This is a genomic window from Isoptericola sp. NPDC056134 (genome assembly GCF_042264825.1).
Classification (GTDB): Bacteria; Actinomycetota; Actinomycetes; order Actinomycetales; family Cellulomonadaceae; genus Isoptericola; species Isoptericola nanjingensis.
The window spans coordinates 93636-118163 of the sequence record NZ_JBHJVM010000013.1 but is presented as its reverse complement, the minus strand read 5'-3'; the positions used below and the strand labels follow the sequence as shown (position 1 = coordinate 118163).

At 74.5% G+C, this 24528-nt stretch carries 23 protein-coding genes; 12 read left to right on the top strand and 11 right to left on the bottom strand.

Annotation, left to right across the window (positions count from 1 at the left end; translation table 11 throughout):
* The first annotated feature begins 9 nt into the window (after positions 1-9).
* Together pta and ACFCZN_RS14105 are read left to right on the top strand one after the other, a co-directional pair.
* A complete protein-coding gene (pta, locus tag ACFCZN_RS14110; RefSeq protein WP_430557160.1) occupies positions 10-2139 on the top strand; it encodes a phosphate acetyltransferase in 2130 nt (709 codons plus the stop codon).
* Complete coding sequence (locus ACFCZN_RS14105) at positions 2136-3410, top strand: acetate/propionate family kinase (RefSeq protein ID WP_429764662.1); 1275 nt, start codon at positions 2136-2138, stop codon at positions 3408-3410. The genes pta and ACFCZN_RS14105 overlap by 4 nt, the downstream gene beginning before the upstream one ends.
* A 19-nt stretch (positions 3411-3429) precedes the next feature.
* On the opposite strand, the gene ACFCZN_RS14100 is transcribed toward ACFCZN_RS14105, so the two are convergent.
* Both ACFCZN_RS14100 and ACFCZN_RS14095 read right to left on the bottom strand, forming a co-directional pair.
* Positions 3430-4836, bottom strand: coding sequence for a GntP family permease (locus ACFCZN_RS14100; protein ID WP_429765187.1), 1407 nt, complete (start codon positions 4834-4836; stop codon positions 3430-3432).
* A gap of 103 nt (positions 4837-4939) precedes the next feature.
* Positions 4940-5494, bottom strand: a complete 555-nt coding sequence (locus tag ACFCZN_RS14095) for a gluconokinase (protein ID WP_430557159.1) — start codon at positions 5492-5494, stop codon at positions 4940-4942.
* 168 nt (positions 5495-5662) lie between these two features.
* Between ACFCZN_RS14095 and ACFCZN_RS14090 the strand changes: the two genes are divergently transcribed.
* The 5 genes from ACFCZN_RS14090 to ACFCZN_RS14070 are packed head-to-tail and all read left to right on the top strand — an operon-like array spanning position 5663 to position 10133.
* Positions 5663-6397 (top strand): FadR/GntR family transcriptional regulator, encoded by a 735-nt coding sequence (locus ACFCZN_RS14090; protein WP_430557158.1) that lies wholly within the window; start codon positions 5663-5665, stop codon positions 6395-6397.
* 11 nt (positions 6398-6408) lie between these two features.
* Positions 6409-7731 carry a carboxylesterase family protein gene (locus ACFCZN_RS14085; protein WP_430557157.1) on the top strand — a complete coding sequence of 441 codons (1323 nt, stop codon included), beginning with the start codon at positions 6409-6411 and terminating at the stop codon, positions 7729-7731.
* Positions 7728-8678: a DUF4031 domain-containing protein gene (locus tag ACFCZN_RS14080; protein WP_430557156.1), complete on the top strand. Its 951-nt coding sequence runs from the start codon at positions 7728-7730 to the stop codon at positions 8676-8678. Before ACFCZN_RS14085 ends, ACFCZN_RS14080 begins: the two co-directional genes overlap by 4 nt.
* 16 nt (positions 8679-8694) lie before the next feature.
* Positions 8695-9339 (top strand): vancomycin high temperature exclusion protein, encoded by a 645-nt coding sequence (locus tag ACFCZN_RS14075; protein WP_430557155.1) that lies wholly within the window; start codon positions 8695-8697, stop codon positions 9337-9339.
* Positions 9340-9380: 41 nt separating this feature from the next.
* On the top strand, positions 9381-10133 hold the full coding sequence (locus ACFCZN_RS14070) for an enoyl-CoA hydratase (protein WP_430557154.1): 753 nt from the start codon (positions 9381-9383) through the stop codon (positions 10131-10133).
* 7 nt (positions 10134-10140) lie between these two features.
* On the opposite strand, the gene ACFCZN_RS14065 is transcribed toward ACFCZN_RS14070, so the two are convergent.
* The 3 genes from ACFCZN_RS14065 to ACFCZN_RS14055 all read right to left on the bottom strand — a co-directional run bounded on the left by ACFCZN_RS14065 (position 10141) and on the right by ACFCZN_RS14055 (position 13429).
* Positions 10141-11763, bottom strand: a complete 1623-nt coding sequence (locus ACFCZN_RS14065) for a succinic semialdehyde dehydrogenase (RefSeq protein WP_430557153.1) — start codon at positions 11761-11763, stop codon at positions 10141-10143.
* 101 nt (positions 11764-11864) lie between these two features.
* Positions 11865-12308, bottom strand: coding sequence for a GNAT family acetyltransferase (locus tag ACFCZN_RS14060; RefSeq protein WP_430557152.1), 444 nt, complete (start codon positions 12306-12308; stop codon positions 11865-11867).
* On the bottom strand, positions 12305-13429 hold the full coding sequence (locus ACFCZN_RS14055) for a GuaB3 family IMP dehydrogenase-related protein (RefSeq protein ID WP_430557151.1): 1125 nt from the start codon (positions 13427-13429) through the stop codon (positions 12305-12307). The genes ACFCZN_RS14060 and ACFCZN_RS14055 overlap by 4 nt, the downstream gene beginning before the upstream one ends.
* A gap of 53 nt (positions 13430-13482) precedes the next feature.
* Here ACFCZN_RS14055 and ACFCZN_RS14050 point away from each other — a divergent pair, with 53 nt between their 5' ends.
* Positions 13483-14265, top strand: coding sequence for an exonuclease domain-containing protein (locus ACFCZN_RS14050; RefSeq protein WP_429764673.1), 783 nt, complete (start codon positions 13483-13485; stop codon positions 14263-14265).
* Positions 14266-14290: 25 nt separating this feature from the next.
* Here the strand turns inward: ACFCZN_RS14050 and ACFCZN_RS14045 are convergent, their stop codons facing one another.
* Positions 14291-14929 (bottom strand): Rid family hydrolase, encoded by a 639-nt coding sequence (locus ACFCZN_RS14045; protein ID WP_430557150.1) that lies wholly within the window; start codon positions 14927-14929, stop codon positions 14291-14293.
* 241 nt (positions 14930-15170) lie between these two features.
* Between ACFCZN_RS14045 and ACFCZN_RS14040 the strand changes: the two genes are divergently transcribed.
* Entirely contained in the window at positions 15171-16808 is a 1638-nt protein-coding gene (locus ACFCZN_RS14040; protein ID WP_430557149.1) for a flavin monoamine oxidase family protein, read from the top strand.
* 71 nt (positions 16809-16879) lie between these two features.
* Here the strand turns inward: ACFCZN_RS14040 and guaB are convergent, their stop codons facing one another.
* A complete protein-coding gene (gene guaB, locus ACFCZN_RS14035) occupies positions 16880-18397 on the bottom strand; it encodes an IMP dehydrogenase (RefSeq protein WP_429764677.1) in 1518 nt (505 codons plus the stop codon).
* A 98-nt stretch (positions 18398-18495) separates the two neighbouring features.
* On the bottom strand, positions 18496-19611 hold the full coding sequence (locus tag ACFCZN_RS14030; protein ID WP_429764679.1) for a MerR family transcriptional regulator: 1116 nt from the start codon (positions 19609-19611) through the stop codon (positions 18496-18498).
* A gap of 203 nt (positions 19612-19814) precedes the next feature.
* Here ACFCZN_RS14030 and ACFCZN_RS14025 point away from each other — a divergent pair, with 203 nt between their 5' ends.
* A complete protein-coding gene (locus ACFCZN_RS14025; protein ID WP_429764681.1) occupies positions 19815-20105 on the top strand; it encodes a WhiB family transcriptional regulator in 291 nt (96 codons plus the stop codon).
* Between the two features lie 55 nt (positions 20106-20160).
* Here the strand turns inward: ACFCZN_RS14025 and groES are convergent, their stop codons facing one another.
* The gene (gene groES, locus ACFCZN_RS14020; protein ID WP_079572552.1) at positions 20161-20457 is read right to left on the bottom strand and encodes a co-chaperone GroES; all 297 of its coding nucleotides are present in this window, start codon (positions 20455-20457) and stop codon (positions 20161-20163) included.
* A gap of 207 nt (positions 20458-20664) precedes the next feature.
* Between groES and ACFCZN_RS14015 the strand changes: the two genes are divergently transcribed.
* Both ACFCZN_RS14015 and ACFCZN_RS14010 read left to right on the top strand, forming a co-directional pair.
* The gene (locus ACFCZN_RS14015) at positions 20665-21900 is read left to right on the top strand and encodes an SAM-dependent methyltransferase (protein ID WP_430557148.1); all 1236 of its coding nucleotides are present in this window, start codon (positions 20665-20667) and stop codon (positions 21898-21900) included.
* A 91-nt stretch (positions 21901-21991) separates the two neighbouring features.
* Complete coding sequence (locus ACFCZN_RS14010; RefSeq protein WP_430557147.1) at positions 21992-23143, top strand: glutamate--cysteine ligase; 1152 nt, start codon at positions 21992-21994, stop codon at positions 23141-23143.
* Here the strand turns inward: ACFCZN_RS14010 and ACFCZN_RS14005 are convergent.
* Positions 23140-23508: a nuclear transport factor 2 family protein gene (locus tag ACFCZN_RS14005; RefSeq protein ID WP_430557146.1), complete on the bottom strand. Its 369-nt coding sequence runs from the start codon at positions 23506-23508 to the stop codon at positions 23140-23142. The two genes, ACFCZN_RS14010 and ACFCZN_RS14005, sit on opposite strands and share 4 nt — an antisense overlap.
* Positions 23505-24500, bottom strand: coding sequence for a class I SAM-dependent methyltransferase (locus ACFCZN_RS14000; protein WP_430557145.1), 996 nt, complete (start codon positions 24498-24500; stop codon positions 23505-23507). The genes ACFCZN_RS14005 and ACFCZN_RS14000 overlap by 4 nt, the downstream gene beginning before the upstream one ends.
* Between the last annotated feature and the right edge of the window lie 28 nt (positions 24501-24528).

Below are 24528 nucleotides of genomic sequence, written 5' to 3'. Positions count from 1 at the left end.
GGACGCCGCGTGACGAGCACGACCCGCTCTCTCTACATCGCCTCCCCCGAGGGCGAGACCGGCAAGTCGACGGTCGCGCTGGGCGTGCTGGACCTGCTGGTCCGGCAGGTCTCGCGCGTCGGGGTGTTCCGGGCCGTCTCCCGCGTGCCGTCGCCGCCGGCGTCGGACGCGGGGGGCGACGCCGCGCGCGACCACGTCCTGGAGATGCTGCTCGCGCACGACGGCGTCGACCTGACGTACGAGGACGCGGTCGGCGTCACCTACGACGACGTTCACGCGGACCCGGAGGCCGCGCTCGCCCGCATCCTCGACCGCTACCACGCGGTCGCGGAGCGGTGCGACGCCGTCGTCGTGGTCGGCACGGACTACACCGACGTCGCGGGCGCCACCGAGCTGGCGTTCAACGCGCGCGTGGCGGCCAACCTGGGCGCCCCGGTGCTGCTGGTGGCGTCGGGCCGGGAGCGCTCGCCCGAGGACGTGCGCGCCCTGGTGCGCCTCAGCCTGTCGGAGCTGCGCGCCAACCACGCGCAGCCGGTGGGCGTCGTCGTGAACCGGTGCCCCCCGCGGGTGCTCGCCGCGGGCGCCGCGGCGCTGGTGGGCGACGGCGACCTGCCCGTGTGGACGATCCCCGAGGAGCCGTTCCTGCACGCGCCGACGGTCGGCCGCCTGGCCGAGGCCGTGGAGGGCACGCTCATGCTCGGCGACGCCGACCTGCTGGGCCGCGAGGCGCTCGAGGTCATCGTCGGGGCGATGTCGTTCGAGCACGTGCTCGACCACCTGTCCGACGGCGCCGTCGTCATTCTGCCGGGCGACCGCTCCGACGTGCTGCTCGGGCTGCTCTCGGCGCAGTCCGCGGCCACGTTCCCGTCCCTGTCGGGCATCGTGCTCACCGGCGGCTACGTGCCGCGCGGGGTGATCGCGCAGCTGCTGTCGGCGCTCGGCCCGCGCGTGCCCGTGGTGGCCACCGCGCTCGACACGTTCCAGGCCGCCCGCCGCGCGGCCGAGACGCACGGCTACGTCACCGTCGCCTCGACACGGAAGATCGACGTCGCGCGCGCCCTGTTCGAGCAGCACGTGGACGGCGCCGCGCTGCTGGCCCGCCTGGACCTGCCGCGCACGCGCGTCGTGACGCCGCTGATGTTCGAGTACGAGCTCATCGAGCGCGCGCGCGGCGACCGGCGCCGCGTCGTGCTGCCCGAGGGCGACGACGACCGCATCCTGCGCGCCGCGTCGACCGTGCTGGCCCGCGGCATCGCGGACCTGGTGATCCTGGGCGACGAGACGTCGATCCGGGCGCGCGCCGCCGAGCTGGGCCTCGACATCGCCGCCGCCACCGTGCTCTCCCCCACCGACCCCGAGCACGTCGAGACGTTCAGCGCGGAGTACGCGAGGCTCCGGGCGCACAAGGGCATGACGGTGGAGCGGGCCAAGGAGATCGTCACCGACGTGTCGTACTTCGGCACGATGATGGTGCACCTCGGGCTCGCGGACGGGATGGTCTCGGGCGCCGCGCACACCACGGCGCACACCATCCGGCCCTCGTTCGAGATCGTCAAGACGCAGCCGGGCGTCTCCGTGGTGTCGTCGGTGTTCCTCATGTGCCTGCAGGACCGGGTGCTCGTGTACGGCGACTGCGCCGTGATCCCCGACCCGACGGCGGAGCAGCTCGCGGACATCGCCATCTCGTCGTCGGCGACGGCGGCGCAGTTCGGCGTCGACCCGAAGGTCGCGATGCTGTCGTACTCGACGGGCACGTCCGGCTCGGGCGCGGACGTCGACAAGGTGCGCACCGCGACCGGGCTGGTCCGCGAGCGCCGGCCCGACCTGTCCGTGGAGGGGCCGATCCAGTACGACGCCGCCGTGGACGCGTCGGTCGCGAAGTCGAAGCTGCCGGAGTCGTCGGTCGCAGGGCAGGCGACGGTGTTCGTCTTCCCCGACCTCAACACGGGCAACAACACGTACAAGGCCGTGCAGCGCTCGGCCGGGGCCGTCGCCGTCGGCCCCGTGCTGCAGGGGCTGAACAAGCCGGTCAACGACCTGTCGCGCGGCGCGCTGGTCGCGGACATCGTCAACACCGTCGCCATCACGGCGATCCAGGCCCAGTCGTTCGGGGCACAGGCACAGGAGGCCACCGCATGAGCATCGTCCCCGAGGCCGAGCGCCCCACCCCGTACAGCGCGTACGGGGCGCACGGGTCCGTGCTGGTGCTGAACTCGGGCTCGTCGTCGCTCAAGTACCAGCTGGTCAACCCCGTCGGCGGGGAGGCGATCGCGGCGGGCACGATCGAGCGGATCGGCGAGGCGTCCGGCATCGTCACGCACACGTTCGCAGGCAACAGGACCCGCCGCGAGCTCGAGGTGCCGGACCACGGCGAGGCGCTGCGGATCGCGCTGGGCCTGTTCGACGAGATCGGCCCGCGCCTGGCGGACGCCGGCATCTACGCCGTCGGGCACCGGGTGGTGCACGGCGGCGCGGAGTTCTCGGGGCCGGTCGTGGTGGACGACGACGTCGTGGCGCGCATCGACGCCCTCGTCCCGCTCGCGCCCCTGCACAACCCGGCCAACGTGCAGGGCATCCGGGTGGCGCGCGAGCTGCTGTCCGACGTCCCGCACGTCGCCGTCTTCGACACGGCCTTCTTCTCCGCGCTGCCCGCCGAGGCGTACACCTACGCCATCGACCGGGAGGTGGCCAAGGAGTACGACGTGCGCCGGTACGGCTTCCACGGCACCAGCCACCAGTACGTGGCGGGCAAGGTGGCGCGGGTGCTGGGCCGCCGGGTGCAGGACCTGCACACGATCGTGCTGCACCTGGGCAACGGCGCGTCCGCGTCGGCGGTGGCGGGCGGCGTCCCGATCGACACCTCCATGGGCCTGACACCGTTGGAGGGCCTCGTGATGGGCACCCGGTCGGGCGACATCGACCCGGCCGTCGTCTTCCACCTGGCCCGCAACGCCGAGCTGGGCATCGACGAGCTCGACACGCTGCTCAACAAGCGCTCGGGGATGCTCGGCCTCTCGGGCGTGAACGACTTCCGCGAGCTGCGGCGCCTCATCGACGACGGCGACGAGGCGGCCGCGCTCGCGTTCGACGTCTACGTCCACCGCCTGAAGAAGTACGTGGGCGCCTACGCCGCGCTGCTGGGGCGGGTGGACGTCATCGCGTTCACCGCGGGCGTCGGCGAGAACGACGCCGCCGTGCGCGCCGCCGTCTGCGACGGCCTCGAGGGCATGGGCATCGCCGTCGACCCGGAGCGCAACGCCGCGTCGCGGCGCGACGAGCGCATCATCTCCCCCGACTGGACGTCCACGCTGGTGATGGTGATCCCCACGATGGAGGAGCTCGCCATCGCCCGGCAGTGCGTCGAGGCGGTGGAGCACCTGCGCCCGTCGTCGTCGGTCACGGCGGGCTGAGCGGCGCGGGCGCCGGCCCTCAGGCCAGCGCGAACGCCACGCAGGCGATCCCGAAGCCCATCACGCCGATCGCCGTCTCCATGACGGTCCAGGTGCGCAGCGTGGTCTTCACGTCCATGTCGAAGAACCGGCCCACGAGCCAGAACCCCGAGTCGTTGACGTGGCTGAGCACGACGGACCCGGCCGCCACCGCGACGACGATCGCGGCCGTCGCGAGCTGGCTGAACCCGCCGGCGGCCACGGCCGGGGCGATGAGCCCGGCCGCCGTCGTGAGCGCCACGGTGGCGGAGCCCTGCGCCACCCGCAGGACCGCGGCGATGACGAAGCCGGCGACGATGACGGGAAGGCCCAGGTCGGCGAGGACGTCGGCGAGGGCGTCGCCGATGCCCGACGCGCGCAGCACGCCGCCGAACATGCCGCCGGCGCCCGTGATGAGGATGACGGAGCAGACGGGCCCCAGCGCCGAGTCGAGCGTCTGCTCGAGCACGGTGCTCTCGACGCCGCGGCGACGGCCGAGCGCCCAGGCCGCCACGAGGACGGCGACCAGCAGCGCGACGGGTGTCGAGCCGACGACGCCCGCCCAGGTCACGACCGGGCTCTCGGCGGCGACCCAGCCCGCGGAGACCGCGGTCTCCAGCCCGGTGTTGGCGAAGATCAGGACGAGCGGGAGCAGCAGGATGCCGACGACCGTGCCGAAGCGCGGCGGGTTCGCGATCTGCGCGGCGTCGGCGCGGCCGAGGATCGCCGGCACCGGCAGCTCGATCCGGCGGCCCGCGAACCGGCCGAAGAGGTAGGCGGTCACGTACCAGGTGGGGATCGCGATGATCAGCCCGAGGAGCAGGACCATGCCGACGTTCGCCCCGAGGAACTCGGACGCGGCGACGGGGCCGGGGTGCGGCGGCACGTAGATGTGCATGACCGAGAACGCGCCGGCCACGGGCAGGCCGTACAGCAGCAGCGACCCGCCGAGGCGGTGGGCCACCGCGAACACGATCGGCAGCATCACGACGAGGCCGGCGTCGAAGAAGATCGGGAAGCCGAAGATCAGCGACGCGACGCCGAGGGCCAGCGGGGCGCGCTTCTCGCCGAACCGCGCGATGAGCACGTCGGTCATCACCTTCGCGCCGCCGCTGGTCTCGATCAGGCGGCCCAGCATCGCGCCGAGCCCGACGAGCAGCGCCACGGACGCGAGGGTCGAGCCGAAGCCGTCCAGCAGGACGTCCAGGACGCCGCCGGCGGGCAGCCCGGCGGCCACCGCGGTGAGCAGGCTGACGAGCACGAGCGCGAGGAACGCGTGCAGGCGCACCTTGATGATGAGCAGGAGCAGGAGCGCGACGGCTCCGGCGGCGATGGCGAGCAGCGGCCCGGCCGTGAGCGTCTGGGTCCAGTCGTCGGTGGGCGCGGCGGCCGGCAGGGCGAAGGGCATGGCGAAGGGCATGGCGAAGGGCATGGCGAAGGGCATGGCAGAGGGCAGGGAGAAGGGCATGGCGAAGTCCTCGTCGACGGTCGTACGGGGTGGGTCCGGCGGGTCAGGCCCGGTCGGCGAGCCAGGCGAGCACGGAGTCGACGATCTCCTCCGGCGCGGCCGCGACATCGATCCTGATGCCGTCCTCGTCGTCGTCGAGCGGCTCGAGGGTGGCGAGCTGGGACGGCAGGAGCGCCGGCGGCATGAAGTGCCCGCTGCGGTGCGCCATCCGGTCGGCGAGGAGCTCGGGGGTGCCGTCGAGGTGGACGAACCGCACCCGGCCGTGCGCGCCGCGCAGGACGTCGCGATAGGAGCGCTTGAGCGCCGAGCAGGTCACGACGGCGGACCGGCCGCTGTCGGTCTCCCCGGTCAGCCAGTCGCGGATGGCGGCGAGCCAGGGGGCCCGGTCGGCGTCGGTGAGGGGCGTGCCGGCCGACATCTTGTCGATGTTCGCCTGGGGGTGGAACTCGTCGGCCTCGGCGACGTCGACGCCGAGGCGCTCGGCGAGCATCCCGGCGATCGTGGTCTTGCCCGAGCTGGCGACGCCCATGACGACGAGGTGCCCGGCGACCGGAGACCGCGGCGCGCTCGCGGCGCGCCCGTCACCGGTGGCGTTCATGACGACAGTGTCCATCTCGACTTCCCTGTTCGGTCGGCGACCCGCCGGGGCGGGCCCCGCGGCGACTGCTGCGTCGCCGCGTCGTCCGAGGATGCCTCATTGGTACTACCTTTGACAAGACTGGTCACACCAATGGCTCGCCCGACCCCACGTCGATAGGCTCCGCCCATGTCGTCACCGTCCCTGCACGCCGGAGTGCTCGACGCGCTCGGCCGCGCGATCACCAGCGGAGACGTCCCCCCGGGCACCCCCCTCACGCTCGACGGGATCGGCGCCGAGCACGGCGTCTCGCGGACCGTGGCGCGCGAGGTGATGCGGATGCTCGAGGGCCTCGGGATGGTGCGCTCGCGGCGCCGGGTCGGCCTCGTGGTCCTCGGCATGGAGGACTGGAACGTGCTCGACCCGCGCGTCATCCGGTGGCGGCTGCAGGGCCCCGGCCGCGACGCGCAGCTGCGCAGCCTCACCGAGCTGCGGCACGCGGTCGAGCCCCTCGCCGCCGCCGGCGCCGCCCGCCACGCCACCCCCCAGGTGCGCGGCGAGCTCGTGGACCTCGCCCGCCGGATGCGCACCCTCGGCGAGGCGGGCGACCTCACCGAGTTCCTCGCCCTCGACGTCCGCATGCACGAGCTGCTGCTGCGCTCCAGCGGCAACGAGATGTTCGGCCCGCTGGCCGACGTCGTCGCCGAGGTCCTCGCCGGGCGGACCCACCTCGGCCTCATGCCGCCCTCCCCCGCGCCCGAGGCCCTCGACCAGCACGAGGCGGTCGCCCGGGCGGTGGCCGAGCACGACCCCGACGCCGCCGAGGCCGCGATGGCCCGGATCGTCCGCGAGGTGCGGCGCGCGCTCGACGACCTGCCCGACCTCATGCCCGACGACGAGGACGGCGCCTCGCGCCAGGGTTAGTCTCGACCGCGATGCTGCGCTTCACGCCTCCCTGCGGACCGGTCGACGGCTGGGCGGACGACGACGTCGTCCGCGCCACCGGCATCCCGTACGCCCACGCGGACCGGTTCGCCCGGCCCCTGCCTGTGCCCGACCGCAACGAGGCGTTCGCGGCGACGGGGTGGTCCCCCGCCTGCCCGCAGGCGCCGGTCCCGTTCCTCGACGAGGTGCTGGGCTCGCCGGGCGCCGGCGTCCCCGGCGACGAGCACTGCCAGCGCCTGTCCGTGACGATGCCCGCCGACGTGCGCCCCGACGACCGCCTCCCCGTCATGGTGTGGATCCACGGCGGCTCGTACACCTCCGGCGCGGGCGACCTGCCGATCATGGACCCGCGGCCGCTCGTCGCGGAGCAGCGAGTGGTCGTCGTGACCGTCACCTATCGGCTCGGCCTGCTGGGCTACCTCGGCGACGGCCCCGAGCGGCCCGCGAACCTCGGGCTGCTCGACCAGCTCGAGGCGCTGCGCTGGGTGCACCGCAACATCGCCGCGTTCAGCGGCGACCCCGCGCGGGTCACGCTGTTCGGCCAGTCCGCGGGGGGCGACGCCGTCGCGCACCTGCTGGCCGTGCCCGCCGCGGCGGCCCTGGTCTCGCGCGCGATCGTGCAGAGCGCGCCGCTCGGCATCTCCCGGGGGCGGGACCGGATGAACGCCGCCATGGCGCGCGCCGCCGCCGGGATCTCCGCCCGGACGCCCGTCACGGACGTCGTGGCCGCGGAGGCGCGGGTCGCGCGGGCGGCGACGGGCGCCGGGCTGCGCGCCGCGATGCCGTTCGGCACCCAGTACGGCCACGACCCGCTGCCGCCCGAGGGCGAGATCGACGCCGCCTGGGACGCCGTCGCGCCGCAGGTCGCGCTGCTCGTCGGAAGCACCGCCGAGGAGGCGCGGCTGTTCGTCCCCCGGATCCCCGCGATCCGGCGGCTCGCCGCGCTGCCCGTCGTCGGGCCCTGGATACGACGCGCGCTGGTCGCCGCCGTCACCGCGGCCGTCTACGGGCGCCCCGCCCGGCGGCTCGCCGCCCGGCACGCGGCCGCCGGCGGCACCGCCTACCGGTACGTCGTGACGTGGGCCGCGCCAGGCAACCCGTGGGGCGCCGCGCACACCGTCGACCTGCCGCTGCTGTTCGGCGACGAGAAGGCGTGGGCGCCGGCGGCGCTCACGGACGGTACGTCGTGGGACGACCTGCAGCGCTCCGCGCGGCGCGTGCGCGCCGTGTGGGGCGCGTTCGCGCGGGGCGAGGACCTCGGCGACCGGCTCGACGTGCCGGGTGCCCTCAGGGTGCGGCGGGTGCGCCGATGACGCTCCTGCTCGACCCGCCCGCCTGGCCGGCGCACGGCACCCTCTGGTCGCACCTGGTCTCGGACACGTCGCTGCACGAGCTGCGGTCGTTCGCCCGCGCCCAGGGCGTGGGCGACCGGGCCTTCGACCTCGACCACTACGACGTCCCCGCCGACCGGCACGACGCGATGGTGGCCGCCGGGGCCGTGCCGGTGACCGGCGGCGAGCTGTCGCGGCGCCTCGCCGGCTCCGTCCTGCGGGTGCCCGGCCGCGAACGGCGGCGCGCCTCCCACGACGCGCTGCTCGCCCGGTGGACGACGCTGTGGGAGCCGGACGACGGCGCGCGGTCCGCGCTCGCCGCGGCGGACGACGCCGGGCGCGACCTCGTGGGCCGCTGGCGCGAGCCGCACCGCGTCTACCACTCGCGCCTGCACCTGGCCGACTCCCTCGACGCCCTGGACCTCCTCGTCGCCGACGGCGCGCCCGGCTCGCGCTGGCACGCGGCGGCGGCGCTGTGGTTCCACGACGCGGTGCACGACGGCGAGGCGGGCCGCGACGAGGAGCGCTCGGCCGCGCTGGTGGGCGCGCTGCTCGGGCCGCTGGCAGGCGAGGTGCGCCGGGCGGGGACGGGCGAGCCGCTGACGCACCACGACGTGGACGAGGTCGCCCGGCTCGTGCTCGTGACGACCGCCCACGACCCCGGCGCGGCGGACGCCTCGGGCGCGCTGGTCAGCGACGCGGACCTCGCCGTCCTCGGCGCCGAGCCCGGTCGGTACGCGCGCTACGCGGCCCAGGTCCGCGCCGAGTACGGGCACGTGCCCGACGACGCGTTCCGGGCCGGCCGGGCCGCCGTCCTGGACCAGCTCGCCGGGCTGCCGCGGCTGTACCGCTCGCCCGCGGCCGCGGCCCGCTGGGCCGACACGGCGGGACGCAACCTGCGCGCCGAGCGCGCCGCCCTGGTCCCCTGACGCTAGGTTGCGGGGCGTGACCCCGACGCCGGCCGCCGCACCGACCCCCGTCCGCTCCCGGCGCCGTCGTGCGCTGCGGGTCTCCTCCGCGACCGCGGGGGCGCTCGCCCTGGCCGTCGTGGTGCCGGTCGCGTGGGTGCAGCTGACCGGGCAGGCCCGGGTCCGGCCGTCCGTCGAGTCCGTCGAGCCGGTCGACGCGATCCTCGTGCTCGGGGCGGGCATCCGGCCCGACGGGACACCGTCGCCCTACCTGCGCCGCCGCCTCGACGCGGCGGCCGAGCTCTACCACGCCGGCGTCGCCGACCGGGTGGTGCTCAGCGGCGACGGGCAGCCGCGCCCGGACGGCACCCCCTACGACGAGCCCGCCTCCATGCGCGAGTGGATCCTCGGCCGCGGCGTGCCGGACGAGGCGCTGACGCTGGACCGCGACGGCCTCGACACCACGGCGTCCTGCCGCCGCACCGCCGAGCTGGGAGCCCGCACGGCCGTCGTCGTCACGCAGGACTACCACCTGCGCCGCGCGCTGTTCAGCTGCTCCCGCGCGGGCCTGGACGCGCAGGGCGTGGGTGTCTCGGCGGCGAGCGCGACGCCCCGGAAGTGGGTGTGGTGGCACGTGCGCGAGATCCCGGCGTCGTGGCGGGCGGCGGTCCGGGAGCTCTGACGGGGCACCGGGCAGGCGGAGGGGGCCGCTATCGTCTCGGCATGACCGACGACGTCCTCACCAGCGCCGCCGAGGGCGTCGCCACCGTGACCCTCGACCGGCCCGCGAAGAAGAACGCGCTCACCACCGCGATGTACGCCGCGCTGGCCGACGCCCTCGACGCGGCGGAGGCCGACGCGGACGTCCGGGCGGTCGTGCTGCAGGGCGACGAGACCGTGTTCTGCGCGGGCAACGACATCCGCGACTTCCTGGACCGCCCGCAGGCAGGCACCGACGACCCGGCGTTCCGATTCCTGCGCACGATCGCGCGGTTCCCGAAGCCGGTCGTCGCGGGGGTGTGCGGCCCGGCCGTCGGCGTGGGCGCGACCATGCTGCTGCACTGCGACCTCGTGTACGCCGGCGAGGGCGCGACGCTCCACTTCCCGTTCGTCGACCTGGGCCTGGTCCCCGAGGCCGGGTCCAGCCTGCTGCTGCCGCAGGTCGTCGGGCACCAGCGTGCCGCGGCCGCCCTCCTGCTCGGGGAGCCGTTCAGCGCCGCCGCGGCGGCCGACGCCGGGCTGGTCAACCGGGTGCTGCCGGACGCCGAGGTGCTCGGCCACGCCCGCGCGCAGGCCGCCCGGCTGGCCGCGAAGCCGGTCACCGCGCTCGTCGAGACCAAGCGCCTCCTGCGCTCCGGCACCCAGGCCGCCCTCCTCGACCGGATCGAGGACGAGGGGGCGGTCTTCACCCGGCTGCTGGGCGAGCCCGCCGCGCAGGCCGCCCTGGGCTCCTTCCTGTCCCGCCCAGGGCGCTGAGGCGGGCCTACGGCAGGCGCAGCCGCCGCATCGCGCCGAGCGCGACGGACAGCACGCGGCTCGGCGTCTCCCCACCGAGCGTGTACAGCGTGTCGAGGGACAGGCCGAACCGGGCGCCGCGCTGGACGGCGACGGTCTGCACCTCGGTGACGGCCTCGATGCCCTCGCGCCCGTGCCGGCGGCCCTGCCCGGAGGCCTTGAAGCCGCCCATCGGCGCGGCCGCGGAACCCCAGGCCGAGGCGTACCCGTCGTTGATCACGACGGTGCCGGACTGCACGCGCGCCGCGAGGCGCCGGGCGCGGGCGACGTCGGTGGACCAGATGCTCGCGTTGAGGCCGAACTCGGTGTCGTTCATCACGCGCACCGCCTCGTCGTCCGACGCCACGCGGGTCACGGCGACGACCGGGCCGAACGTCTCCTCGCGGGCGCACAGGGCGTCCTCGGGGACGTCGTCCAGCACCGTCGGGGCGTAGAAGTACGGGCCGACGTCGGAGCGGTGCACCCCGCCGACGAGCGCGCGGGCGCCCTTGGCGAGCGCGTCGTCGACGTGGCGCGTGACGCGCTCGAGCTGCGCGGCGGAGACCAGCGAGCCCACGTCCGCGGTGTAGTCGAGCCCGGTGCCCAGCGTGAGGTCGCGCACCGCGACGGCGAACCGCTCGAGGAACGCGTCCGCGATCCGCTCGTGCAGCACCAGGCGCTCGATCGACATGCACAGCTGGCCGGCGTTCGCGAAGCAGGCCCGCACGACGCCCGGCACCGCCGAGTCGAGGTCGGCGTCGGCCGCGACGTACAGCGGGTTCTTGCCGCCCAGCTCGAGCGTCGTGCCGATGAGCCGCTCGCCCGCCCGCGCCGCGACCTTGCGGCCCGTCGCCGTCGAGCCGGTGAACGCGATGTGGTCCACGTGGTCCACGAGCGCCGCGCCGACGTCCCCGCCGCCGGCGACGACGAGGAACAGGTCGTCGGGCAGCCCCGCCTCCTGCAGGAGCTCCGCCACCCACAGGGACGACAGGGTGGTCTGCGGGTCCGGCTTGAGCACCACCGCGTTCCCCGCGAGCAGCGCCGGGATCGCCTCCGACAGGACCAGGGACAGCGGGTAGTTCCACGGCGCGATCGCGCCGACCACGCCGACCGGACGGCGGTGCACGCGCACGCCCGTGAGCACGGGCAGCATGCCCGGCACGCGGCGCTCGCCCAGGTACCCGGGGCCGCGCACGGCGTAGTGCCGGCACGCCATCGCGACGTCGGCGACCTCCTCGAACGCGCTGCGCCGGGCCTTCCCCGACTCCATCTGGATCAGGTCGAGGATCTCCGACTGCCGCTCCAGCACCAGCGCGCCGAGGCGGTCCAGCACGGCCGTGCGCTCCCGCAGCGACGTGCGCGCCCACCCGGGCTGCGCGGCGCGGGCGCGGCCCGCGGCCGACGCGACGTCGTCGGGCGACGACAGCGGGAACGCCGCCAGCGGGGCACCCGTGAAGGGAAGGACCGAACGGTGCGTCCCGACCGTGTGGGACGTGACGATGCGCCGCGTCAGCGGCTCCACGACGTCGGGCTCCAGGACATAGGTGGCGGCGGGCAGCTCGGGGTCGAGAAGTTCCCCGAGAGCGCCTTCGCCCTCGTGCGCGGTGGACATGGCCGACACCCTAGCCGGGTCCGGCGACACCGCGGCAACCGTCGTGCCCGGACGGCCGGGCGTTCGCTCTCAGCGCGACCGGGAGCCCTCCCCGAGGGGCGTCACAGGTCACGGCCCAGCACGACGCACTCGGAGTCGGTGTACCCCAGACCGTCGTAGAACCCGAGCACCCGCTCGTTCCCGTGCCGCACCATGAGGCGCACCTTGTGCACGCCCGCGCGGCGGAGCCAGCCCTCGGCGGCGACCACCGTCGCGCGGCCGAGGCCGCTCCCCTGCCTCTGCGGGTCGACGGCCACGTAGTACAGCCAGCCGCGGTGCCCGTCGTACCCGGCCAGCGCGGAGGACACGACGCGGTCGCCGGCCACCCCGATCACGACCGTCGACGTCGGGGTGCGCCGCGCGTCGGCGACGTCGCGGCGCGGGTCGTTCCACGGCCGGGTCAGCCCGCAGGCCTCCCACAGCGCGACGACCTGCTCGACGTCGTCGTCCGTGACCTCCCGGAACGCGACGTCGAGCGCGTCGCGGGTCGTGGAGCCGGCGGTCACCGGGGCTGGTACGGCGAGACGACGACCTCGACCCGCTGGAACTCCTTGAGGTCGGAGTACCCGGTCGTGGCCATGGCGCGGCGCAGCGCGCCGACGAGGTTGAGGGTGCCGTCGGCGGAGCCGCTCGGCCCGAACAGCACCTGCTCGAGCGTGCCGGCCGTCCCGACCTCGACGCGCTCGCCCCGGGGCAGCGCCGGGTGGTGGGCCTCGGGCCCCCAGTGCCAGCCCTTGCCCGGCGCCTCCTCGGCGCGGGCGAGCGCGGCGCCCAGCATGACGGCGTCGGCGCCGCAGGCGACGGCCTTGACGATGTCGCCGGAGCGGCCCACGCCGCCGTCGGCGATCACGTGCACGTACCGGCCGCCGGACTCGTCGAGGTAGTCGCGGCGGGCCGCGGCCACGTCGGAGACGGCCGTGGCCATCGGCGCGTGGATGCCGAGGCCCACGCGCGTGGTGTGCGCGGCGCCGCCGCCGAAGCCGACGAGCACGCCCGCCGCGCCGGTGCGCATGAGGTGCAGCGCGGCGGTGTAGGTGGACGCGCCGCCGACGACGACCGGGACGTCGAGCTCGTAGATGAACCGCTTGAGGTTGAGCGGCTCGGCGTTGCCGGAGACGTGCTCGGCCGAGACCGTGGTGCCGCGGATGACGAACAGGTCCACGCCCGCGTCGACCACGGTCTGGTAGTGCTCCTGCGTGCGCTGCGGGGACAGCGCGCCCGCGACGGTGACGCCCGCGGCGCGGACCTCCTTGAGGCGCTGCGTGATGAGCTCGGCCTTGATCGGCTCGGCGTAGATCTCCTGCATGCGCCGCGTCGCGCGGTCGGCGGGCAGGTCGCGGATCTCGGCCAGCAGCGTCTCGGGCGACTCGTACCGCGTCCACAGGCCCTCGAGGTCGAGGACGCCGAGGCCGCCGTGGTTCCCCAGCGCCACCGCGGTGGCGGGGCTCATCACGGAGTCCATCGGCGCCGACATGATCGGCAGGTCGAAGTGGTAGGCGTCGATCTGCCACTCCACGGACACGTCCTTCGGGTCGCGCGTGCGCCGCGAGGGCACGATCGCGATGTCGTCGAAGGAGTATGCGCGGCGGCCGCGCTTTCCGCGCCCGATCTCGATCTCGTTGCTCACCCGGACAGCCTACCGGCGCGTGCTGTCGGTGGCCGGTGGCACAGTCCGGGGGCATGACGACGTACGCGGAGCTCGACGCACCGCAGGCCGCCCCCGACCCGGGCTGGTCGCGCGGGCCCCTGCTCGGCTTCGACACGGAGACCACGGGGCTCGACGTCGAGGCCGACCGCATCGTGACCGCCGCGCTCGTGCTGCGGGGGCCGGACGGCTCCCGGTCGGTGCGCACCTGGCTGCTCGACCCGGGCATCGAGATCCCCGCCGAGGCCGCCGCCATCCACGGCATCACCACCGCCGAGGCGCGCGCCCACGGCCAGGACGCCGTCGGGGCGCTCGAGGAGATCGCCGCGATCCTCGTCCATCACGTGCGCGACGGCGTCCCCCTGGTCGCCTACAACGCCTCGTTCGACCTCTCCCTGCTCGACGTCGAGCTGGCCCGCCACGGCCTGCCGACCGTGCCCGAGCGGCTCGGCCGGCCCGTCGCCCCGGTGCTGGACCCCCTCGTCCTCGACCGGTGGCTGGACCGCGCCCGCGAGGGCAAGCGGCGCCTCGGCGACCTGTGCGCCCTGTACGGGATCGAGGGCGACGGCGAGCTCCACCGAGCGGACGTCGACGTCCTCGCCACGCTCGACGTCCTCGACGCCCAGCTCGTGGCCCACCCGCGCCTGCGGGGCGCCGCGCTCGACGCGCTGCACGCCGCCCAGGCCGGCGCCCACCGCGCCTGGGCGGAGCGCGTCAACGCGGAGCGCGCCGCGACCCCGGGCGGACGGCCGCCCACGTCGCCGGCCTGGCCGGCGCTCACGGGCCTCCCGCACGCGCTCGGCCCCGGCGGTTCCTGACCGGCCGCGCGTCGGCGGGGCCGGCCTACCGGTCGTAGACGGCGTCGACCTCCACCTCGACCAGCCAGCCGTCCACCGGCAGGTTCTCGATCTCCAGCGCGAACCGGGAGGGCCGTGCCGCGTTGACGACCATGGGCTCGCCGGAGGCCGACCCGAGCTGGACGTCGAGCGTCTCTCCGGTGGCGAGGTTCGTGTTGGCGAAGAACTGCCGGTACGCCCGGTTCCAGCCGGCGAAGTCCATGGCATCCTCGCCGTCCGGGTTCTGCAGGAAGACACGCATGGAGACGACGTCGTCGTAGGACAGGCCCGCGCGCTCGAGGTTCTCCCCGATCCGCATCAGCGCGTTGATCCCCTGCGCCTCGGTGAGCGTCACACCCTCGGGCAGCTCGCCGCCGGGGAAGACGTCGGTCGGGACGTAGCGCTCCTCGGCGGACACGCCCGGGGCGCGGTTCAGGGCGGACGGCCCCAGCCCCGACGACTTGTACCAGGCCACGTTCTTGCCGAGGGCCACGCCGTCGGCGATGGACGGGGTGTCACCGGTGACGAAGGAGTGCGCCTCGGTCGGCCGCGGCTCGAAGAGCCGGCCTCCCGCGACGGCGGTGGCGGGCACGGCGACGGCGGTCGTGACGACGACGGCGAGGACGACCTTGGTGGTGTTCTTCATGGGGGGAACGTAGGGGCGCACCGTTTCCGCCGGATGACCGGCGCAGGTCGAACGCGAGTCGCTGACCTGCGGCGACGTCGTCGAAACGCAGCCGTTACCCCAGGCGACGACGCCGTAACCCCGCCGACCCCGGGCCGTGACGCGGCTCTCCTACCGTCGGCCGCGGTGCTGACGGCGGCGCCCGGCATCCAGGGCCGCCGCGACCGTCCGTCAGACCTTTCGACACGAGAGGTAGTGCCACATGGTCACTGACACGATCACCGACGGGGCCACCGACGGACGCCGGTCCGGCGTCTCCCGCCGCGGCTTCCTCCAGGCCGTCGGCGTCGGCTCCAGCGCCGGCGTCATGTTCGCCACGATGGGGGCGATGGGGCTCGCCCCGTCCGCGGCCGCCCAGCCCACGGCCGCGGCCTGGACGCCGCCCCGGGGCAGCGACTTCTCGCTCACCGGCCGCTCGGCGAAGAAGGTGGTGGTCGTCGGCGCCGGCCCGGCCGGGCTCGCCTCGGCGTACGAGCTGCAGAAGGCCGGCTACCGCGTCACGGTGCTCGAGGCGCGCCACCGGCCGGGCGGCCGCACCCTGACGATCCGCGGCGGGGACTCCGAGACGGACGTCGACGGCGTCACGCAGACGGCGCGCTTCGACGACGGCGTCTACATGAACGCCGGCGCCGGCCGCATCGCGCAGTGGATGGTCACCATGGACTACCTGCGCGAGCTCGGCGTGCCGTACGAGGTGTTCACCAACGCGAACGCCGACGCCTACCTCTACAACGAGAAGACCGGGGCCACCCCGGGCCACCCCGTGCGTTACCGCACCGCCAAGGCCGACGTCTTCGGCTACACCTCGGAGCTGCTGAGCTATGCCACCGACCAGGGCGCCCTGGACCAGCGGCTCACCGCCGAGGACAAGGAGAACCTGCGCTCCTTCCTGCGCAGCTGGGGCTCGCTGAAGGCCGACGGCACGTACGCGGGCGGCGACAACCGCGGGTTCACGACCTATCCCTCCGCATGGAACGAGCACGGCACGCCGCTGCCCGGCCCCGGCACGGTCTCGGAGGTGCTCGCCTCGAAGGTGGGGCAGTACTTCCCGTTCGAGATCAACTGGGAGCAGTCGATGCTCATGTTCCAGCCGAAGGGCGGCATGGACACGACCTACCAGTACTTCGTGCGGGCGATCGGCAAGCAGAACGTGCACTTCGGCTCCCCCGTCACCGGCGTGGAGAACACGAGCGACGGCGTGCGGGTCACCTACACGCCCGGCCACGGCCGCCCCCGGCAGATCGAGGCCGACTTCGCGATCGTCGCCGCGCCGGCCGGCGTCATGCGCCGCTGGGACACGAACTGGGGAACCGGGATCGACGCCGCGCTGGGCGAGTTCGCCACCGGCTCGCCCGCGGGCAAGATCGGCCTGCAGTACCGCTCGCGGTGGTGGGAGGACGACCACCGCATCTTCGGCGGCATCACCGAGACGGACATGGACCTGGCGCACGTCTGGTACCCGTCGTACGGGTACGGGGAGCGCAAGGGGCTCGTCGTGGGCTACTACAACACCGGGGCCAACGCCCGCACCTACGCGGACCTCACGCCCCGGCAGCGCGAGCGGCGCGCCGTCGAGCAGGGCGTGAAGATCCACGGCGAGAAGTACCGGACCGAGCTGGAGTCGTCGTTCTCCATCGCCTGGCACAAGGTGCCGTACATCGAGGGGGCGTGGGCCTACCCGAACACGGAGTCGTCGGGCTTCAAGCAGCTGCAGCAGGGCGCGGGCCGCGTCTACTTCGCGGGCGACTGGATGTCCGAGGTCTCCGCCTGGCAGCACGGCGCGTTCTGGTCCGCCCGGTACGCCGTCCAGGCCCTGCACGCCCGGGTCATGGCGAGCTGACGGCGGGACGACGGAGGCCCGGCACCCCCGCGGGGGTGCCGGGCCTCGTCGCGGCCGTCGTGCGGGTCGGCTCAGAACCCGGCGTAGTTCGGCGCCTCGACCGTCATCTGCACGTCGTGCGGGTGGCTCTCCTTGAGGGAGGCGGACGTGATGCGCACGAACCGGCCCTTGGCCTGCAGCTCGGGGATGGTGGTGGCCCCGACGTAGAACATCGACTGGTGCAGCCCGCCGACGAGCTGGTGCGCGACCGTGTTCAGCGTGCCCTTGTACGGCACCTGCCCCTCGATGCCCTCCGGCACGATCATGTCGTCGCTGGTGACCTCTGCCTGGAAGTAGCGGTCCTTCGAGTAGGACTTCTTGCCGCGCGACGACATCGCACCCATCGACCCCATGCCGCGGTACGCCTTGTACTGCTTGCCGTTGACGAGGATCGTCTCGCCCGGCGCCTCCTCGGTGCCGGCCAGCATCGAGCCGAGCATGACCGCCTCCGCGCCGGCCACGATCGCCTTGCCGATCTCGCCCGAGTGGCGCATGCCGCCGTCGGCGATGACGGGGATCCCGGCCGCGCGCGCGGCCAGCGACGCCTCGTACACGGCCGTGATCTGCGGGACCCCGACGCCGGTGACGATGCGGGTGGTGCAGATCGAGCCCGGGCCCACGCCCACCTTGATGCCGTCGGCGCCCGCGTCGACGAAGGACTGCGCGCCCTCCTTCGTCGCGACGTTGCCGCCGATCACCTGCACGTGGCGGGTCGCGGGGTCCGTCTTGAGCTTGCGGACCATGTCGACGAGCATCCGGACGTTGCCGTGCGCTGTGTCCGCGACGAGCACGTCCACGCCGGCGTCGACCAGCGTCGTCGCGCGCTCCCAGGCGTCGCCGAAGTAGCCGATCGCCGCGCCGACGAGCAGGCGGCCCTGGCCGTCCTTCGACGCGTTCGGGAACTGCTCGGACTTCACGAAGTCCTTGACGGTGATGAGGCCCGCGAGGCGGCCCTCGTCGTCGACCAGCGGCAGGCGCTCCAGCTTGTGCTTGCGCAGCAGCAGCGTGGCGTCCTCGCGCGAGATGCCGGCCTGCCCGGTGATGAGCGGGGCGGGCGTCATGACCTCGGAGACCTTGGTCGTGGCCCACTCGGCGACCGGGGTGAAGCGCAGGTCGCGGTTGGTGACGATGCCGGTGAGGTGGCCGCCCGCGTCGACCACGGGGAAACCGGAGATGCGGTACTCCCCCGCCCGCTTGTCGAGCTCCTCGAGTGTGGCGTCCGGCCCGATCGTCACCGGGTTGGAGATGATGCCGGTCTGCGTCCGCTTGACCAGGTCCACCTGGTACGCCTGGTCCTCGATCGACAGGTTGCGGTGCAGCACGCCGATGCCGCCCTGGCGGGCCATCGCGATCGCCATGCGCGACTCGGTGACGGTGTCCATCGCGGCCGAGACGAGCGGCACGCGCAGGGAGATCTCGCGGGTGAGGCGCGAGGTGGTGTCGATGTCCGACGGGGCGAGGTCGGAGTACCCCGGCAGCAGCAGGACGTCGTCGTAGGTGAGGCCGAGGAATCCGAACGGGTCGTGCGCGGGCGAGGTCGAGTCCGTCATGACAGGAGTCTACGTTCTGGGCGGACGCCTTATTCCGGCCCGCCTGCCCTCCAACGCCCGGTCGTGGCGGACCTCACGTCACGGGATCACGTCACGGGTCACGTCACCACGGCGAGCGCCTCGTGCAGCATCGCGGTGAACGACCGCACCCGCTGCACGGTCGGCGCCAGCGGGAGCTCGCTCGCGGCGTCGTCCCGCCGCAGGCTGACGATGACCGGCAGCTCGGCGAAGCCTTCGTGCACCGCGTGGATGAGGTCCAGGTCCGGACGCCGCTGCGCCGTCGCGAGGACGAGCGCCGCCGGCCGCACCATGGTCACCAGCTCGAGCGAGCGGTGGGTGCTGGCGGGGCCGGTGACGATCCGCGCGGTCGCGCCCTTGGCGGTCAGCGCGGCGGCGAGGGCGTGCGCGGACAGCGGCACCACCTCGTCGGGGGCGGCGAAGATGAGCACGATCTTGCGCATGCGGCTCGGGTGGTTGGCCGGCGGGGCCCCGCCGGCGACCATGGCCCGCTCGAACGCCTCCGTGAACTCGCGCAGCGCGCGCAGGGCCGCGGTCGCGAGCACCACCTCGGGGACGGCGCCCGGGCCGGCGAGCACCGTCCGCTGGGCCACACGCTGCCAGGCCGGCTCGGCGATCTCGGTCCACCAGACGGCGGGGTCGCCCTGGGCCGGGATGGCGAGCAGGTCGTCGCACCCGGCCTGGTCGTACGCGAGGGCGGCGTCCACCACGGCCGACACCCGGCCGGAAGCGCTCCCACCGGGCACGTGTCCGGGAGCCGACGAGGCACCTTCCCCGCCCCCGGGCAGGGCACGGAGGTGGGCTCGCCCGCGCGGCGCCTCGCCGTCGGCGGCGGGCGCGGGTCGCGCCGGGTCGGGCTCCGCGTCGTCGCCGGCGTCCGGTTCGCCGCCCGCGGCCTCCTCGGTCGCCTCCTCGAGCTCCTCGACGCCCGCCTCGAGCGCGGCCTTCGCGGCGTCGACCGGCGCGACGCCCTCGAGCGTGAGCCGGCGCATGACGAGCAGGCGCGCCACGTCCTCGGGCGTGTAGCGACGGTGCGATCCCGCGGTGCGGGCGGACGGGCCGAGTCCGTAGCGACGGTCCCACGTGCGCAGGGTCGCCGGAGCGACTCCGAGGCGCCTGGCGACCGCCGCGACGGCGAGGCCCGCGCTCGACGCGCGAGACCCGCCCCCGTGAGGAGCGGGTCGGGATGAGGTCATGGCGTCGATTCTGCCGAGAGGACCGGAGGGTCGCCACTGCTCCCCCGGGCGCGCCGCCGTAATGGTCGACGTCGCAGGTCAAAGCCGTTCAGAAGCCCGGCGAACCCCTTCAGCCCCGGCCATGAAGTTGAACACTGAATCATCGAATCCGGTCACGAAATCGGACCTTGAACAACTTCTGCACAACTTGTAGGTTGTTCGCCATGACGGAGATCTCGAGGCTTCCCGGTCCGGTGATGGAGCTGTGGGAGTGGCAGTACCAGGGCTCCTGCCGTGACGCGGACGACACGTTGTTCTTCCACCCCGAGGGCGAGCGCGGCTCCACGCGCCGGCGTCGGGCCGAGGCGGCCAAGGCGATCTGCCGCGCGTGCCCCGTGATGATGCAGTGCCGGGAGCAGTCGCTCCGGGTCCGGGAGCCCTACGGGGTCTGGGGCGGCCTCAGCGAGGACGAGCGCTCCGCGATCCTCGCCGGCGGCGCCCGCAAGACCGGCTGACAGCACGAAGGCCCCGCACCGACGACGGTGCGAGGCCTTCTGCGTGCTGGTGTCGTCAGGCGACGACGACCGCGAGGATGTCGCGGGCGGAGAGGACGAGGTAGTCCTCACCGGCGTACTTGACCTCGGTGCCGCCGTACTTGCTGTAGATGACCTTGTCACCGACCTTGACGTCGACCGGGACGCGGTTGCCCTTGTCGTCGAAGCGACCCTCGCCCACGGCCAGGACCTCGCCCTCCTGGGGCTTCTCCTTGGCGGTGTCCGGGATGACCAGGCCGGAAGCGGTCGTGGTCTCGGCCTCGATGGCCTTGACGACGATCCGGTCCTCGAGCGGCTTGATGGGGACCGACACGTCGGACCTCCTTGATTCGCGATGCGTGGATGGACTAGCTGATTGACCAGGTCGCGTCCGAGGGCTGGCCGTCGTCGCGGGTGCCGTACAGCCTTGCGGTCGCTGACGACAAATCTAGGCAGGCGTTAGCACTCTGACAAGTCGAGTGCCAGAGGTCGGCGGGTCGTTCGCCCAGGGCGTCACCCGCACGCCTGAGACGATGGCCCGATGGACGCCGCCTCCGTGAGCAAGCTGCTGAGCCCGGACGGGTGGGCGCTGCTCAACTCGCTCCCCCCGTACGACGAGAAGCAGGCCATGGCCCTGGCCACCCGGCTTCGGGCTGACGGGGTCGACGCCGACCTCGCGGCGGCCGCCCTCACCCAGTCGCGGCTGCGGGCCAAGGCACGCGCCAAGCTCGGCGACTTCGCCGAGGGGATGCTCTTCACGCCCGACGGCGTGGAGCAGGCCACCCGCCTCGTGGTCGCCGCGCTGCACGCCCGCCGGTACCTCGCCGCCGGCGTCACCAAGGTCGCGGACCTCACGAGCGGGATCGGCGCGGACGCGCTCGCGTTCGCGGGGGTCGGGCTGCGCGTCCTGGCGACCGACGTCGACGAGATCACGGCAGCCCTGGCCACCGTCAACCTGCGCCACTTCCCCGAGGCCGAGGTGCGGCACGCCGACGGGCTCGCGCTCGACCTCGCCGCCGAGGGGGTCGACGGCGTCTACGCGGACCCGGCGCGACGCACCCGCGGCGGGCGGCGCGTCTTCGACCCGACCGCGTACGCTCCCCCGCTCGACGCCGTGTGGGACCTGCGCACCCAGGTCCCCGCGCTCGGCATCAAGGTCGGGCCGGGCATCCCGCACCAGGGTCTCCCCGACGACGCGGAGACGCAGTGGGTCTCCGTGGACGGCGACGTCGTCGAGGCGGGGCTCTGGTTCGGGCCGCTCGCCCCCGCGGGGCCCGGCCGGTCCGCGCTCGTGCTCGCGACGTCGGGCGGGGTGACGACGTCGCGCACCCTGCGCACGGACCTGCACGACGACGCGGGCGGCGCCGACCTCGTGCCCGACGTCGGTCCCGTCGGCGCCTACCTGTACGAGCCGGACGGCGCGGTCATCCGCGCCGGGCTCGTGGCGCACGCCGCGGCCGAGCTGGGCGGGCGCCTGCTGGACCGCACCATCGCCTATGTCACGACCGACCAGCCCGCCGGGCCCCCGGCCGAGGGAGCGGCACCGCTGGCCACCGGCTACCGCGTGCTCGACGTCATGCCGTTCAACCTCAAGCGGCTCAAGGCCTACCTGCGCGAGCGCGGCGTCGGGCGGCTCACCATCAAGAAGCGCGGCACCGCCGTCACGCCCGAGCAGCTGCGCGCCCAGCTCTCGCCGAAGGGCGACGCCGAGGCGACCCTCGTGCTCACGCGGGTCGGCGGCGCGCAGCACGTGCTCGTCGTCGAGCCGCTGCGCTGATCCCGCGCCGGGCGCGCGCGAGGAGGCGTCCCGCCGCGACCCGGCCGGACCGGCGCGCGGCCTGCCGTCCCCCCGTGGAAGCATGGCCCGCATGGTGCTGGAATTCGCCGCCTCCGAGCGGTCGAGCGTCGGGCTCGAGTGGGAGCTCGCGCTGGTCGACGCCGACTCGGGCAACCTGCGGCAGGTGGCGCCCGCCGTCATCGAGGCGGTGGCCGACGACGTGCGGCACCGCTACGTGAAGCCCGAGTTCCTGCGGAACACGGTCGAGGTGATCAGCGGCGTGCGGTGCACCGTGCCCGAGGCGATCGCCGACCTCGAGCGCGGCATCGCCGCCATCCACGACGCCACCGGCCCCATGCGCGTGGACCTCATGGGCGCGGGCACGCACCCGTTCGCGCACTGGTCGCAGCAGAAGGTCACCGACAAGAAGCGGTACGCCACCGTCGTCGACCGGGCGCAGGTCGTGGGCCGCCAGCAGATCGTCTACGGCGTGCACGCGCACGTGGGCATCGAGGACCGCGCCAAGGTGCTGCCGATCGTCAACTCGCTGCTGGTGTACCTGCCGTACCTGCAGGTGCTGTCCGCCTCGTCGCCGTTCTTCGGCGGCGACGACACCGGCTACGCCTCGATGCGGACCATGATCTTCCAGCAGCTGCCCACCGCGGGGCTGCCCTACCAGTTCGGGGCCTGGTCCGAGCTGGAGCGGTACGTCGCGGACATGCTGCACACCGGCGTCATCGACGACTTCACGGAGGTGCGGTGGGACGTGCGCCCCGCGCCGCACTTCGGCACGGTCGAGATGCGGATCTGCGACGGCACGTCGAACACGTTCGAGCTCGCCGCCCTCGGCGCACTCGTGCACTGCCTGGTGGAGCACCTGTCGACCCTGCTCGACGAGGGCCGCCCCCTGCCCACGATGCCGGCGTGGTTCGTGCACGAGAACAAGTGGCGCGCTGCCCGCTACGGCACCGAGGCGATCATCATCCTCGACGACGCCGGCGAGGAGGAGCTCGTCACCGACGCGCTGCCCCGCCTGCTCACGACGCTCGAGCCCGTCGCCGAGCGGCTGGGCTGCGCCGCCGAGCTCGACGGCGTGCGCGAGATCGTGCGCCGTGGTGCGTCGTACCAGCGGCAGCGGGAGGTGGCCCGCGCGCACGGCGGCGGCCCCGCGGCGCTCGAGGCCGTGGTCGCGTCGCTCGTCGCCGAGCTGCACGCCGGGCGGCCGCTGCCGGCGGCAGGCTAGGGCGCCGCCTCGGCGGCCGGCGCGAGCGTGGCGGCCAGGACCTGCCAGCCCTCGTCGGCCCGCACCCAGAGGCGCGTGTAGACCAGCCGCGCCGACACCGCGGTGCCGCCCTGGACCGCGTCGACGACGGCGACCAGCCGGCTCGTCCCGCTCGCCGCGTCCTCCCGGACGTCGAGCGACTCCTCCTCCAGGCGGGTGATCCGCAGCAGCCCCGACCGGTAGCTCTCCAGGTCGTCCTCCCGGGAGAACACCGAGCCGTCCGGGCCGGCGCCGACGCACCGAGGATGCAGCAGCGCCCCCAGCGCGTCGACGTCGCCGGCGCGCTGGGCGGCCTGGAGCGCGCGCTCGGCAGCGAGAAGGCTCATCGCCCGGCCCCCCGTTCCTTCTCGAAGTCCCACACGACGAGCGAGGGCGTGCCCGCGTACGCCGCGCCCGCCGCCGCCGGCACCCACGGCATCAGCTCCCAGAGGGTCGGCGGCCTGGCCGGGTCCTCGAGCTCCACGTCGGCGGCGGGGTCGAAGGCCCCCGTCCCGGCGTCCGGGGCCGCGGTGTACTCGCGGCCGCCGCCGGCTCCCCCGTCGGCTCCCCCGTCGGCATGGTCCGCGCGGCCGCCGACGTACTCGCGGCAGAACCGCGGCGCCAGGCCCACGGGCAGGGCCGCCTGCAGGTACTCGCTCGTGGCGTGGAACCAGTTCGGGATGTACCCGAACTCGCCGTCCGCGCCCTCGACGAGCGGATAGAGCGGCGACCCGGTGAAGTACCCGCGCGTGTCCGAGACGACGAGGCGGCCGCCCGGGCGAAGCACGCGCGCCAGCTCGGCGAACACGGGCCCCAGATCCCGCACGTGGCACAGCGCGAGGGTGACGAGGACGAGGTCGGCGGACGCGTCGTCCACCGGCAGCTCGTGCAGGTCGCCCTCGGCGAACCGTGCCCCCGGGACCTTGGCGCGGGCGATCTCGAGCATGTCGGGCGACGAGTCGACGCCGAGCACGTCGTGCCCCTGCTCGACGAGCCACTCGGTGTGCCGGCCCGTACCGCACGCCGCGTCGACCGCGACGCCGCGGGGCAGGTGCTCCATCAGCGGCCGGACGAGCGGCTCCTCCATCCCCCAGAACCCGTTGGGACCGTCGTAGCGGGGCGCCCAGTGCCGGTATCCGTCGCGGGTGGTGATCGGCGGGACCTCGTGGCCCGGGCCGAAGCGGTCGGCGGCGTCGAGCAGCGCGCGCACGTCGGCCAGCCGCGCCTCGACGAACGAGCGGTCGTGCTCGCCGGCGAACGCGCGAAGCAGCGCCACGCCCTCCAGCCCGACGAGGTACGCGAGCGGGTGCTGGTAGATGGTGGGGCGGTCGGTGTCCACGGTCGGGACGCTACCGACGCGGCCCGGT

Excerpts from the sequence above, each read along its gene's own strand:
- ACFCZN_RS14105 (WP_429764662.1), top strand. The coding sequence starts at position 2,136 with ATGAGCATCGTCCCCGAGGCCGAGCGCCCCACCCCGTACAGCGCGTAC.
- ACFCZN_RS14100 (WP_429765187.1), bottom strand. The coding sequence starts at position 4,836 with ATGCCCTTCGCCCTGCCGGCCGCCGCGCCCACCGACGACTGGACCCAG.
- ACFCZN_RS14095 (WP_430557159.1), bottom strand. The coding sequence starts at position 5,494 with ATGAACGCCACCGGTGACGGGCGCGCCGCGAGCGCGCCGCGGTCTCCG.
- ACFCZN_RS14090 (WP_430557158.1), top strand. The coding sequence starts at position 5,663 with ATGTCGTCACCGTCCCTGCACGCCGGAGTGCTCGACGCGCTCGGCCGC.
- ACFCZN_RS14085 (WP_430557157.1), top strand. The coding sequence starts at position 6,409 with ATGCTGCGCTTCACGCCTCCCTGCGGACCGGTCGACGGCTGGGCGGAC.
- ACFCZN_RS14080 (WP_430557156.1), top strand. The coding sequence starts at position 7,728 with ATGACGCTCCTGCTCGACCCGCCCGCCTGGCCGGCGCACGGCACCCTC.
- ACFCZN_RS14070 (WP_430557154.1), top strand. The coding sequence starts at position 9,381 with ATGACCGACGACGTCCTCACCAGCGCCGCCGAGGGCGTCGCCACCGTG.
- ACFCZN_RS14065 (WP_430557153.1), bottom strand. The coding sequence starts at position 11,763 with ATGTCCACCGCGCACGAGGGCGAAGGCGCTCTCGGGGAACTTCTCGAC.
- ACFCZN_RS14050 (WP_429764673.1), top strand. The coding sequence starts at position 13,483 with ATGACGACGTACGCGGAGCTCGACGCACCGCAGGCCGCCCCCGACCCG.
- ACFCZN_RS14045 (WP_430557150.1), bottom strand. The coding sequence starts at position 14,929 with ATGAAGAACACCACCAAGGTCGTCCTCGCCGTCGTCGTCACGACCGCC.
- ACFCZN_RS14040 (WP_430557149.1), top strand. The coding sequence starts at position 15,171 with ATGGTCACTGACACGATCACCGACGGGGCCACCGACGGACGCCGGTCC.
- guaB (WP_429764677.1), bottom strand. The coding sequence starts at position 18,397 with ATGACGGACTCGACCTCGCCCGCGCACGACCCGTTCGGATTCCTCGGC.
- ACFCZN_RS14030 (WP_429764679.1), bottom strand. The coding sequence starts at position 19,611 with ATGACCTCATCCCGACCCGCTCCTCACGGGGGCGGGTCTCGCGCGTCG.
- ACFCZN_RS14025 (WP_429764681.1), top strand. The coding sequence starts at position 19,815 with ATGACGGAGATCTCGAGGCTTCCCGGTCCGGTGATGGAGCTGTGGGAG.
- ACFCZN_RS14015 (WP_430557148.1), top strand. The coding sequence starts at position 20,665 with ATGGACGCCGCCTCCGTGAGCAAGCTGCTGAGCCCGGACGGGTGGGCG.
- ACFCZN_RS14010 (WP_430557147.1), top strand. The coding sequence starts at position 21,992 with ATGGTGCTGGAATTCGCCGCCTCCGAGCGGTCGAGCGTCGGGCTCGAG.
- ACFCZN_RS14005 (WP_430557146.1), bottom strand. The coding sequence starts at position 23,508 with ATGAGCCTTCTCGCTGCCGAGCGCGCGCTCCAGGCCGCCCAGCGCGCC.